General features: G+C 70.0%; 7 protein-coding genes. 6 read left to right on the top strand and 1 reads right to left on the bottom strand.

The genetic code is table 11. The annotated features are described in order from the left end of the window. The first annotated feature begins 145 nt into the window (after positions 1–145). The 3 genes from INT51_RS09805 (at position 146) to INT51_RS09795 (ending at position 3,995) form a co-directional block, all read left to right on the top strand. Positions 146–1,411 carry a sulfatase gene (locus tag INT51_RS09805; RefSeq protein ID WP_193105116.1) on the top strand — a complete coding sequence of 422 codons (1,266 nt, stop codon included), beginning with the start codon at positions 146–148 and terminating at the stop codon, positions 1,409–1,411. 206 nt (positions 1,412–1,617) lie between these two features. Continuing rightward, a complete protein-coding gene (locus INT51_RS09800) occupies positions 1,618–2,628 on the top strand; it encodes a serine hydrolase (RefSeq protein ID WP_193105115.1) in 1,011 nt (336 codons plus the stop codon). Positions 2,629–2,672: 44 nt separating this feature from the next. Further along, entirely contained in the window at positions 2,673–3,995 is a 1,323-nt protein-coding gene (locus INT51_RS09795) for a hemolysin family protein (protein WP_193105114.1), read from the top strand. Positions 3,996–4,099: 104 nt separating this feature from the next. Here the strand turns inward: INT51_RS09795 and INT51_RS09790 are convergent, their stop codons facing one another. Continuing rightward, on the bottom strand, positions 4,100–8,017 hold the full coding sequence (locus tag INT51_RS09790) for an endo-alpha-N-acetylgalactosaminidase family protein (protein WP_193105113.1): 3,918 nt from the start codon (positions 8,015–8,017) through the stop codon (positions 4,100–4,102). A 223-nt stretch (positions 8,018–8,240) separates the two neighbouring features. Between INT51_RS09790 and INT51_RS09785 the strand changes: the two genes are divergently transcribed. The 3 genes from INT51_RS09785 to manA all read left to right on the top strand — a co-directional run bounded on the left by INT51_RS09785 (position 8,241) and on the right by manA (position 12,383). Beyond that, entirely contained in the window at positions 8,241–9,992 is a 1,752-nt protein-coding gene (locus INT51_RS09785) for a pyruvate dehydrogenase (protein ID WP_193105112.1), read from the top strand. Positions 9,993–10,131: 139 nt separating this feature from the next. Further along, a complete protein-coding gene (locus INT51_RS09780) occupies positions 10,132–11,184 on the top strand; it encodes a hypothetical protein (protein WP_193105111.1) in 1,053 nt (350 codons plus the stop codon). Positions 11,185–11,186: 2 nt separating this feature from the next. Beyond that, the gene (gene manA / locus INT51_RS09775) at positions 11,187–12,383 is read left to right on the top strand and encodes a mannose-6-phosphate isomerase, class I (RefSeq protein WP_193105211.1); all 1,197 of its coding nucleotides are present in this window, start codon (positions 11,187–11,189) and stop codon (positions 12,381–12,383) included. Positions 12,384–12,387: the final 4 nt, after the last annotated feature.

The following is a 12,387-nucleotide window of genomic DNA, read 5'->3' as shown; positions in this document are numbered from 1 at the left end:
GCGGAACAGTCCCATCTGCCCGGTCGAGCCGGGCCCGGCGCGCCGCCGAATCCACTGCACGACGAACGCGGACAAGAACGCGGACAAGAACGCGGACAAGAACGCGGACAAGAACGCGGACAAGGACGAGAACGAGGAGGACCGGGTGCGACCGAACGTCATCTACGTGAATTCCCACGACACGGGGCGCTATGTGAGGCCCTACGGATATCCGGTGGCAACACCGGGCCTGCAGCAGTTCGCGGAGGAGGGCGTGGTCTTCCGGCGCGCCTTCTCCGCCTCACCGACCTGCTCGCCGAGCCGAGCGGCGCTGTTGACGGGGCGATACCCGCATGAGGTCGGCATGCTCGGGCTCAGCCATCGCGGATTCTCGCTGACCGATCACCATCAGCATCTGAGCCATGTCCTGCGAACGGCTGGCTACCGCACGGCGCTCGCAGGATTGCAGCACGTGGCCCAGGACCCGACGGAGCTCGGATATGACGAGATCCTCCCTGTACCGAGCCACTCGGCAGGCGACGTCGCGCCCGCCGCTGCAGACTTCCTGGCTTCGGCCCCCGAGCAGCCCTTCTATCTCGAGGTCGGCTTCTTCGAGACCCATCGCCCGTATCCGACTCCGGAACCGGCGGACGATCCCCGGTACCTCCAGCCGCCGACACCGGTTCCGGATTCGCCGGAGACCCGTGAGGACATGGCGGGATACTCGTCGAGCGTGCGACGGTTCGATGACGGGGTCGGTCAGGTGCTCGACGCGGTGGAGCGAGCAGGCATCGCCGACGACACGCTCGTCATCTGCACCACCGATCACGGCCTCGCCTTCCCGAACATGAAGTGCACGCTCTCGGACGACGGAATCGGGGTGATGCTGATGATGCGCGGACCAGGTGGTTTCACCGGCGGCACCGTGAACGATGCGCTGGTCAGTCAGCTCGATCTGTTCCCCACGATCTGCGAGATCGCGGGAATCAGCCCCTCGGAGGGCTTGCGCGGGCGATCGCTGCGGCCCCTGATGGACGGCAGAGAGGACCATCTGCACGACGCGGTTCATGCCGAGCTCACGTACCACGTGGACTATCAGCCGCAGCGCTGTGTCCGCACCGATCGGTTCAAGTACATCCGCTCGTTCCGCCAGCTCGACCACCGGATCCTCGAGCACACCGACGCCGGTGCCAGCAAGCAGTACCTCGCCGCCCGCGGGTGGGGTGACCAAGGTCAAGAGCAGGAGATGCTGTTCGACCTGCTGCTGGACCCGCACGAGGCACACAATCTCGTCTCCGACGGCGAGCACGCCGACACGGTGGAGGGCATGCGGGCACGCATGGAATCGTGGATGCGCCTGACCGACGACCCGCTGCTGCGCGGACCCGTTCCGGCCCCACCAGGGGCGAACGTGCAAGGAGCGCCATCATGAGTCCGCGGATCTCACCGGATCGGGGCGCCGTGACACTGCTGAGTGCGCAGCTCAGCTGCGGATCGCGATGATCGCGTAGGCGAGGATGTCGAAGCCGCCGAGGAGGACCGGGGGAAGCGGGCGGCGTCCGGGACGTCAGGAGTCCTGAATATTCTGACGGGTGTCGGCGACTATGGCCAGCGGTTCTCGCGCCGTAGGCTCGAACCATGTGCCCTGCCGATGCCGCCAGCTCCGCTTCGTCGACCCTCGCAGCCAGTTCCTCAGTGGGCGGCTCGGTCGACTCGGCCGTCGTCGGTGACACCCCGGTGCTCCCCGATCACCTGCTCCTGCTCCCGCTGCGCCAGCGGATCCTCGAACGCGACCTCGGAGTACGCGCGATCCACCTGCACCGCGCCGGTCGCGAGGAGGTCTCCCACCGCTTCGTCGAGGACACGGCCGAGAACATCTACTCCTGCTCGAAGACGGTCACCGCTCTCGCCGTGGGGATCGCGGCCGGCGAGGGCCTCCTCGACATCGAGGATCTCCTGGTCGATCACCTGCCGGCCCCGAGCGGCGGCTACGGCCGCGGGATGGACCGGGTGCGACTGCGGCACCTGATCACGATGACCTCGGGCTCCCCGATCCTGGGCTTCCTCGACGAGCAGCGTGACCACGAGGACCTCACTGCGCTGATACTCGGCACCGATCTGGTCGCCGCGCCGGGGGAGCGCTGGGAGTATTCCAACGGCTCGATCTTCCTGCTCTCGCGGGTGATCGGTGAACGCACCGGGCAGTCGATGCGCGACTGGCTGATGCCGCGGCTGTTCGAGCCGCTGGGGATCATGAACCCGCAATGGCACACCACTCGGGACGGCCACAGCTGGGGCGCGACCGGCCTGCACCTCAAGAGCGGTCAGCTGGCCCGCATCGGCCGTCTCCTGCTGCAGCGCGGTGAGCACGAGGGTCGCCAGCTCGTGCCCGCCACCTGGATCGATGCGATGCACGCCGACGCCGCCTGGGTCGCCACCGGCGACGTCGAACCCGAGAGCGTCCACTACGGCTACGGGGTCTGGCAGTGCACCCCGGAGGGTGCCTGGCGGGCCGACGGTGCCTACGGTCAGCTGATCATCGTGCTGCCCGCACAGCAGGCGGTCCTCACGATCACCTCCCATCTCGAAGGTCGTGGCATGGCCGAGATCGCACGCGCCGTGTGGCAGGAGCTGCTGCCGCTGCTGTGACGTGGCGTGGTCGGGACCCACCCGGGCACCGGTAGCGTTGAGCCATGGACTGGACTGCGCTCGCCAACCTCGCCCTCGTGCTCCTCTTCGTGCTCGTCGGCGGACTCTTCGCGGGCACCGAGATGGCGATCGTCAATCTCCGTGAATCGCAGATCAAGCAGCTGGAGGAGAGCGGTCCCGGCGGCGCACGCACGGCGACGCTGGTGCGCGACCCCAACCAGTTCCTCTCGGCGGTGCAGATCGGCGTGACCGTCGCCGGTTTCTTCTCCTCCGCCTACGGCGCCTCGACCATCGCCCCGTCCCTGGCCCCGGTGCTGACCGATCTGGGCCTGCCCGAGGCGAGCGCGAGCACGGCAGCACTGATCGGGATGACGCTGGTCATCGCGTACCTCTCGCTCGTCCTCGGGGAGCTGGTGCCCAAACGGCTCGCGATGCAGAACGCGTTGGCGATGGCGAAGGTCGTCGGCCCACCGCTGCACCTGTTCGGCAAGGCCATGCGCCCGTTCATCTGGCTGCTGTCCGCGTCCACCAACCTCGTGGTGCGCCTGCTCGGCGGGGACCCTCACGCCAACCGCGAGGCCGTCTCCGCCGAGGAGATCAGGTCCATGGTGCGCTCCTCCGAGGCGCTCGAGGAGGCAGAGTCCCGGGTGCTGGGCGACGTGTTCGATGCGTCCGAGCGCACCGTCGTCGAGGTGATGCGGCCCCGCCACCAGGTGCACTTCCTCGACGGCACCGACACCGTGGCCGACGTGCGCGCGGAGATCCGCGACACCGGCTACTCCCGCTACCCCGTCACCGGGGAGGACGTGGACGACGTGCTCGGCTTCGCCCACGTGCGCGACCTCCTGCTGGTCGATGACCCGGCCACCACCCGCATGGCGGACCTCGCCCGCCCCATCGAGCACATTCCCGGCACCGTGCAGGTGCTGCAGGCGCTGAACCGGATGCGCGCCCACGCGGACCAGATCGCCGTGGTGGTCGACGAGTACGGCGGCACCGACGGCATCGTCACTCTCGAGGATCTGCTGGAGGAGCTGGTCGGCGAGATCTACGACGAGTTCGACCGCGAGACCTGGCCGGCCGCGGGGGGCCTGGACCGGATCGTCGAGGCCGACGGCACGCTCGAGGGCGGGCTGATCCTGCAGGAGTTCGAGGCCGCCACCGACATCGAGCTGCCCGACACCGGCGGCTACGAGACCGTGGGCGGCTTCATCATGGCGCGCCTGGGGCGCATCCCGGAGGGCGGCGACGTGGTCGAGGTCGACGGTGGCCGTCTCGAGGTGCTCGAGGTCGACGAGCGCCGCGTGCAGAAGGTCCGGTTCCAACGGGCCGCCGCTCCCGATCCGGTGGAGGCCGACGAAGGGTGATCGCGGGCGCCCGGGCCCGGCCGGCGTGACGCCGATGGAGGCGCCCACCGCCTGTCCGGCAGCGGGCGCCCCGTCTCATCCTCGGGTGACCTGGAGTGCGAGGATCACTCGCTCGGTGCCTCCTCGGTCGCGGTGCAGTCGGGGGTCGCCTCGGCCTCGCCGAGATCCTCGACCCGCAGGTTGTCGAGGACCAGATCGTTCTGCGGCCCGCTGCCCACGTTCTCGATGCCGATCCAGGTCGCCTCGCACGCGCCGGCGGTGAACTCGTGCTCGAAGCGGTGGTCGCTGCCGCGGGCCTGCGGGATCGCCTGGCGCTCGAGCACCGTGGTGCCCGGCTCCCCGCCCTCGGCGGCGAGGGTGTCCCCGCCGACGATCAGGCGGTAGGCCCCGTCGAATCCGGTCTGGTGGTCGAAGGAGACCCGGTAGCGATGACCGGTCTCCAGCGGCAGCGAACCGGTGGTGGTGCGCAGGACGAGCCCTTCCTTCTCCTCGTGCGACATCAGCGACCAGTTCCCGTCCAGCACGTTGTCCAGCAGCTTGCCGCCCTCGACCGCGTCGCCGTCGGTGTTCAGCCCGTACCAGCCGGCCTGCGAGTACGGGGCGTGCAGCTCGGCCAGCTGGGTGCGGGCGTCGCCGCCCAGCTCCGCCGATCCGGTGACGAAGGGCCAGTAGCCGGTATCCACGTTCTCGAAGTCCTCGAACAGCACCGTCTGCTCCGTCGCGCCGGAACCCGTGGCATCGGTATCTGTCGTGTCCGCAGGTGCGGGGGCCACGAACGGGACCACCCGCACGTCGTCCACGCGCACCGCCGCCTCACCGTCATCGGCGGTGACCGCGAAGGTCACCGGGGAGCCGTCGGTGGTGAAGGTGACCCGTACGCGCTGGAAGTACTGCCCGTGCTTGTCGTCCGAGGCGGTCGCGTTGATCGCCAGGGACGAGTCGATCGTGGTGGTCGCCGCGCCCTCCTCACCGGCCTGGTGCGCGGTCGGAACGACACCGTCGCCGGTCGCCGAGACGCTCACCGCACGCGTCGCGGTGGGAGCGATCTGGAGGGAGGCCCAGGCACTGTAGGTCCCGGCGGGCAGGTCCTCGGTGGGGTCGGCCGGGTCGTGAAGCTCCTGGGAGATGCCTCCCGCGCCGCCGTCGATCCGCGCCTGGAGGTTGCGGTTCTCGTCGGTCTCGATCTCCACGGCGCCCTGCGGCGACCACTGCGCGAGGGTGCCGGAGAAGAACCCGGGATCGGCGACAGGGCTGCCCTGACCCCACTGCGGATCGACCTTCTCGGGCATGTCCCGCGTCGGGTGGAGCACGTACGCGGTGCCCGCCTCGGCCTCGAGGGTGACTGTGCCCTGACGCACCGGCACGGTGACGCGGCCGCCGCGGCCGGTGTCGGAGAGCTTGTACATGACCACCGAGCCCTGCTCGGCCCATTCGGGCGTCAGGGTCCAGGTGGTCGTCCCGCCCTCGGGGTTCCAGTGGTAGAGGCGATCGCCGCCGTCGTCCCAGGGCAGGAGGTACTTCCCGTCCTCGTAGACGGTCGCACCGCCATGGGTGATGGTGCGATCGGTGGGGATCTCGGTGCCACCGACGGTCTCGACGTCGCTCGTGGCCACGGTGCCGTTCTCCAGGGCGACCTGGCCGTCGCCCCACTGCATGATCGGTGCCTGCTGCATGTACTTGGTGGGCAGATTCCGCTCCCACACCATGTCGAAGAAGGCGTTCGCGTCATGGTGACCGGTCCAGCCCTCGAACTCCTGCACGTTCGCGTTCGACAGCAGCGGGTCCGGATTCCAGATGTCCTTCTCCTCGTTGTCGATGAAGCGGATGACCTGCGAGTTGATGCCCTTGTTGGTGGAGCCGCCGTAGTTCTCGTCGTTCGCCCAGTGCGACCACATCGAGGCGCGCGGCATCTTGTCCGCCCACTCGGTGGAGACGCCCCAGCCCTGTGCCTGGAGCTCCTGCGCCAGGCGCTGTCCTTCCCAGCCGTTGGGGTAGTACACGTCCATGTACAGGAAGGTCAGGTTCTCGGGCGCTTCGTCGCGCAGCTGCTGGAAGCGCTCCAGGACCTTGCCGGTGCCGAGGTCCTTCGGGCCATCGATCGCGTAGGACTGGTTCATCCATCCCCAGGCCGGTGTGATCGGCGTCTTCAGCAGGTCCTCGTCGAAGGCGTGCGCCTCGGAGTAGGACTCGGTGGCGTTGACATGCACTCCGAACGTGGCGTTCCAGTCCTCGCCCGCCGCGGCCAGTGTGTTCAGATCCTCCAGGCCGCCGGCTCGCTCGTTGTAATGGCCGGCGTAGTCGGGATGGGCGGAGTCGTGACCTTCGGCCTGGTAGCCCTTGAGCATGACCGACTGGCCGAGGCCCTCGGTGGCCAGCGACACCCGCTTGGTGTCATCCAGGGTGCGCAGGAACGGGTGCGTGGCCTGGGAGACGATGTTGAACGGGATCCGCGTGATGACGGTGTCCTTGACGTCCTTCACCTTCTCGGCGCCGGCGATCGGCGCTTCCACGGCGCGGGCGGCGATCGCACTGTCCTGCCAGGTCACCGCGCCGTCGTCGTTCGCATCCGCGGTCAGTCGCACCCGCACGAACGGGTCGGCGTCGGCCCCGATCCCGAGGTCCGCGGTCGAGCCGCGCACCACGAAGGTGCCCGGGGAGACCGTGCCGTAGGAGGCGCCGTCGCCCTGGCCCAGGGTGACGAGATAGCGGGAGTTGTCGTTCTGGACGCGCCCCGCGGTCGCACCGCCGGCGGTGTTGTCCTCGACCGCATTGGTCTCGAACCCGGCGGCGAGCTGGTCGCTGTTGAGCAGTGCCACGTGTGCGGGATCCTCGAGCGTCGTCCCGGGTTCCAGCGATGCCAGGTCGTAGATGTGATCGCCGCTGCGGTCACGGTCCGTGGAGAGGTCCGCTCCGACCACCTGGGCTCCGGCCGCTGTGCCGTTGGCTGAGGCCAGGTCCAGGCGCGGCACCGAGATCCGGTGGATCACGCCGCCGGGGTCCACGAAGTTCGTGAGCGTCCAGGTGAAGGTGCCGTCCTCGACCCCGAGGACGGCATCGAAGGAGGTCCCCTCGAGCGCGGGCACGGTGAGGTGATAGGTCGCGCTGGTGCCTTCCGCGGAGAGCTCCGGGGCGGTCACGTCGACGTCGTAGGAGATGTCGTCGATGACGACGGCGGAATGGGCCTCGCCGTAGCGGCCGGCCAGCGTGCTCGCACCCAGGGAATAGTCGACGACCTGCGGGAAGTCAGGATGCAGGCGCACACCCAGCTGCCCGTCGGAGATCTCGACGGTCCCCTCCGGCGGGTCCACCACGATCGGGTCCGGCGGTCCCGCCTCGCCGATGACGTCCACGTTCAGCTCGGCCAGGGAGGCCACCTTCTCCGGCGGAGAGGTCTCGGGATCGGAGGCCTTGCCGCCCCAGGAGCTGAGCCACACGATCTTCACGCAGCTCGCCTCGACGGGGGCATCCAGGGTGATGGTGCGCTCGGTGGTGGCGTCGGCCAGGGCGCCGTCGAAGCTGCCCTCGGCGGCCGTGGTGTAGGCGTTGTCGGCGCAGGTCGGATCGGTCGACGTCAGGATCTCGTAGTCGCCGATGCGGCCGGAGCCGTTCGAATCCTTGCGGGGATCAAGCTGCACCCGCGCCACCTCGACGGGCGTCTCGGAGACCTGCACCGAAAGATGGTGGGGGAGCTCGTCGACCTCATCACTCCAGGCGGAATGCCAGATGGTCGAGGTGTTTCCGTCCAGCACGTTCGACGCCGGCGAGCCTTCCTCGACGGAATCGGCCTCCATCACGCTCATCGCGCTCTGCGGCAGCGGCACGTAGGTGGGCTCGGCGCCCGCGGGCACTGTGATCGCCAGGGGAGCGATCAGCGCGCCGGCGGCGGCGAGGGCGAGGCTGCGCAGCGGCCGACGGGAAGGAGCCCAGGGCGCCGCTGCCCGTCGGCGTCGGGATCGAACGGAGGCGAGGGAGGATCCCGGTTCGGGATCGGTCGCGGGCGAGGAGAGCGATCGGCGCGTCATCGGAGCCTTTCGGGGCGGGAGGGTTCGGCGCGACCGACGGAAGGAGAGCGCCGGACTGAGCGATCCTTAATCGTTTTACGCGCGGGCCGCTCACCACTATGCACCATCTGTCACCTCCTGGCGGGGCATACGTCATATTGTCCGGCGGTTGCAGGACTACGCTCAGAGGACGGACCCGAGCCGGGCGCCACGCCCGGCTGCCGCAACCCCGGGAGGCACTTCGATGGCTCGCACTTCTTTCGCTCAGCTCCTCGTCACCCAGCTCCGCGACCTCGGCGTCGAGCGCATCTTCGGGGTGGTCGGTGACTCCCTGAACCCCGTGGTGGACGCCGTGCGCACCACCGAGGGCATCGAGTGGGTGCATGTGCGCAACGAGGAGGCCGGGGCCTTCGCGGCCGGCGCCGAGGCCCGCCTGACCGGGAAGCTCGCCGTGTGTGCGGGCTCCTGCGGCCCGGGCAACACCCACATGATCCAGGGCCTGTACGACGCGCATCGCGATGGTGCCCCGGTGCTGGCGATCGCCTCCCACATCCCCTCGGCCAAGATCGGCACGGGCTTCTTCCAGGAGACCCACCCCGAGATCCTGTTCCAGGAGTGCTCCCACTTCTGCGAGATGGTCAATTCCGGCGCGCACGGTGCCACCATGCTTCACATCGCCGTGCAGACCGCGATCGCCAAGAGCGGCGTCTCCGTGCTCGTGCTGCCGGGTGACGTCGCCGACGAGGAGGTCGACGGGCCCCTCACCAAGGCCCTCGCCACCGACCTGGGCACGGTCCAGCCCGCCCCGGCGCCCGTGGGCCGTCTCGCCGAGATGATCGACGAGGCCGAGAGCGTCACCCTGTTCACCGGCGCGGGCGTGCGCGGCGCGCGCGAGGAGGTGCTCGAGCTCGCCGACCGCATCAAGTCACCCATCGGCCATGCCTTCGGCGGCAAGGAGTGGATGCAGTACGACAACCCCTACGACGTGGGCATGAACGGCCTGCTCGGCTACGGCGCCTGTTACGACGCGATGCACGAGGCCGACCTCGTGATCCTGCTGGGCACCGACTTCCCCTACACCGAGTTCCTCCCCGGCGGGGACGGCAAGCAGGGCCCGAGGATCGTGCAGATCGACGCCGACGCCTCCCGACTGGGCCGACGGGTGGGCCTGGACCTCGCGATCCACGGCGACGTGGCCCTCACCCTGCAGGCCGTGATGCCGCTGCTGACCGCCTCCAAGAGCCACCGCTTCCTGCACCGCATGCTCAAGGCGCACCACAAGGCGCTCACCGGCGTGGTCGCGGCGTACACCAAGAACGTGGAGCGGATGAAGCCCATCCACCCCGAATTCGTCGCCGCCACCCTCGACGACCTCGCCGACGACGACGCGATCTTCACCGTGGACACCGGCATGTGCAACGTGTGGGGCGCCCGCTACATCACCCCCAACGGCAAGCGCCGCCTGTTCGGCTCCTGGCACCACGGCACCATGGCCAATGCGATGCCGCAGGCCATCGGTGCCTCGATGGCCTTCCCGGATCGCCAGGTCATCTCCATGAGCGGAGACGGCGGCCTCGGCATGCTGATGGGGGAGCTGCTGACCGTGAAGCTCCATCGGGTGAACGCCAAGATCGTGGTCTTCAACAACTCCAGCCTCGGCATGGTCAAGCTGGAGATGCTCGTGGAGGGCCTGCCGGACTACGGCACCGACCACGAGCAGGTCGACTTCGCGGCGATCGCCCAGGGCGTGGGCATCCCCTCGGTGCGCATCAGCGACCCCAAGAAGCTGAAGAAGGAGCTGGCGGCCGCGCTCGCCACCCCGGGCCCGATGCTGATCGATGTGGTCACCGATCCCGACGCCCTGTCGATGCCGCCCAAGATCAGCGCGCAGCAGATCCGCGGTTTCGCGACCGCGTCGACCAAGATCGTCCTCGGCGGCGGCGTGGGCAAGATGCTCGGCATGGCAGCGACGAACATCCGCAACCTGCCGCGGTGAGGGAGAGGGTGCGCGCGCAGCAGGCGGGTCCGGCATCCAGGGGTCCCTTCCAGCGGGCCGAGCCGTCAGGATCTGGGCATCCCGTGTGGAATGCTGGACGCTCGGGGTCGACAGTCGTCCGAGAAAGGGGTGCCGCACCATGGCGTTGATCCATCCGCGAAGCCTGGAGCACTGGCAGGAATGGCGGGCCACCCGGCGGCGTGCCCCGGGCATCCACGGCTCCGCGCGCGGGCCTCTGCACCGGTCGTCCTCCCCCGCGGCCAGCGGCCACGTGATGCACACCCGGGACGGCGAGGGCGCCGGCCGCCTTCTGCTCGGCGTCGACCTCGCCTCGGAGACCGCCCGCGAAGGACTCCTCGCGGCGCTGCCGTACCTGCACGGCACAGCGGTGGTGCTGACCCCTGCCGGGATGGACCTGCCGGAACTGACGGGACCGCAGTGGCGCCACGAGGCCGTCGCCGACCCGCAGGCCGCCCTCGACGCGGTCGGCGTCACCTCGGCGATCACGCTGGGCTGGCACCTCGGGGTGGGTCGGCTGGTCCATGAGTGGGCGCGGGCGGCCGGAGTGCCCGCTGCCGTCGTCCAGCACGACGTCCTCACCCCCTTCACCCCTCCCTTGCCCCCGCAGACCACCGTGCTGGCCTGGTCCGATGACGACGGCCAGTTCCACCGTGGGGGGCGCGACGACATCGACGTGCGGGTCGTCGGTTCCCAGCGCCTGTGGCAGGCCGCCCACGAGGACTCGGTCGACCGCGGCTCCCCCGAGGACCGGCCCGTGTTCCTGGGCCAGCTGGCCTCGATCGAGCTGCCGCGCCGGCTCACCCTCGGTGCCGCCCACGCCTACTGCCGCTCCCTCGGTGCGCTCTACCAGCCGGGACTCGAGGAGACCGACCGCCTCTCCCGGGCCGCGCATGCGCTGCTGCGCCGCCGCGGCGTGGAGCTGCAGGAACCCCCACGCCCGGTCGCCGAGCAGGGGCGGCCCGTGGTGGCCGTGTACTCCGCCGACGTCCTCGAGGCCGCCGTCCGCGGCCTGCCCGCCTGGGTGCACGGCCCGCGCATGCCGTCCTGGGTCCACGAGCAGTGGGAGCGCTACGGCATGCGTCGCACCGGTGGTGACCCCACCCCCGCCCCGCCGCAGGATGCCGACGAGCCCGCCCGGCTGATCGCTCAGATCCTCGAGGGCACTGCGTGAGCATGCTCGCGCTCGAGTCTCACCTGCAGCACTACTCGTGGGGATCCGAGACCGCGATCCCCGAGTTCCTGGGGCGCGAGAGTGACGGGAGGCCTTGGGCGGAGGCGTGGTTCGGCGCGCACCCGATGGCCCCCTCGACCGTCGCGGGCGGTCGTCGCCTCGACGAGGTGATCGCCACCGATCTCGAGCACATGCTGGGGGTCGACGTCGGCCGGGCGTTCCAGGATCGGCTGCCGTTCCTGTTGAAGGTGATCGCCGCGGAGCGCCCCCTGTCGTTGCAGGTCCATCCCACCCGGGAGCACGCCGCCGAGTCCTACGCGGCGGAGAACGCCGCCGGGCTCGACCTGGACTCCCCGCGTCGCACCTACCGCGATGCGAACCACAAGCCGGAGATGCTGATCGCGCTGACGCGTTTCACCGCGCTGTGCGGTTTCCGGACCCCGCGTCGCGCCGCCGTGATTCTCGACGGTCTGGGCACAGGGCTGACCGATCGCCTGCACAGCCTGCTGATCGCCAACCCGACGGCCCATGGCATGCGCGCCGCGTTCCGCACCTTGGTCTCCGCCTCGCTGCGCCCGTCCCCGCAGGCCGTCCACGAGGTGGTGGAGGCATGCCGCGCGCGCGCCGAGGCCGGGGCCTCGCCGTCGCCCCGGATCGACCGCTTCGTCGCCCTGCTGGCCGAGCATCATCCCGGGGACCCCGGCGTGGTCGCCGCCCTGCTGCTGAATCCGGTCACGCTCGCGCCGGGGGAGGCGATGTTCGTGCCCGCCGGCGCGCTGCACGCCTATCTCCACGGAGTGGGCCTGGAGGTGATGGCGGCCAGCGACAATGTGCTGCGTGCGGGCCTGACCCCGAAGAAGGTCGACGCCGACGAGGTGCTCCAGTGCGTGAGCGTCACCGCCGCTCCGCCGCTGCGTGTGGCCCCGGAACGGCAGAACCCCACGTCCGTCGCCTACTACGCGCCGGTCGACGACTTCGAGCTGGCCATCACCGAGCTCACGGGCAGCTCACCGCAGGTGCCCCGGCCGATCCCGGGTACCGGGCCCCGCATCGTGCTCGGTCTGGATGGCGAGATGACCCTGGAGACGACGGCCGGGACGCACGCGCTGGCCGCCGGTCAGGCCGTCTTCATCCCAGCGGCGGACGGGCCGCTGGTCGCGAGCGGCGCGGGTCGGTTCGCCCAGGCCAGCGTGCCCTGAGGCG

Source organism: Brachybacterium sp. FME24 (assembly GCF_014897705.1).
GTDB lineage: Bacteria > Actinomycetota > Actinomycetes > Actinomycetales > Dermabacteraceae > Brachybacterium.
The sequence above is the reverse complement of the archived record's forward strand: the minus strand, read 5'-3'. Positions and strand labels throughout refer to the sequence as shown.

Excerpts from the sequence above, each read along its gene's own strand:
- INT51_RS09785 (WP_193105112.1), top strand. The coding sequence starts at position 8,241 with ATGGCTCGCACTTCTTTCGCTCAGCTCCTCGTCACCCAGCTCCGCGAC.
- INT51_RS09795 (WP_193105114.1), top strand. The coding sequence starts at position 2,673 with ATGGACTGGACTGCGCTCGCCAACCTCGCCCTCGTGCTCCTCTTCGTG.
- manA (WP_193105211.1), top strand. The coding sequence starts at position 11,187 with ATGCTCGCGCTCGAGTCTCACCTGCAGCACTACTCGTGGGGATCCGAG.
- INT51_RS09800 (WP_193105115.1), top strand. The coding sequence starts at position 1,618 with ATGTGCCCTGCCGATGCCGCCAGCTCCGCTTCGTCGACCCTCGCAGCC.
- INT51_RS09780 (WP_193105111.1), top strand. The coding sequence starts at position 10,132 with ATGGCGTTGATCCATCCGCGAAGCCTGGAGCACTGGCAGGAATGGCGG.
- INT51_RS09790 (WP_193105113.1), bottom strand. The coding sequence starts at position 8,017 with ATGACGCGCCGATCGCTCTCCTCGCCCGCGACCGATCCCGAACCGGGA.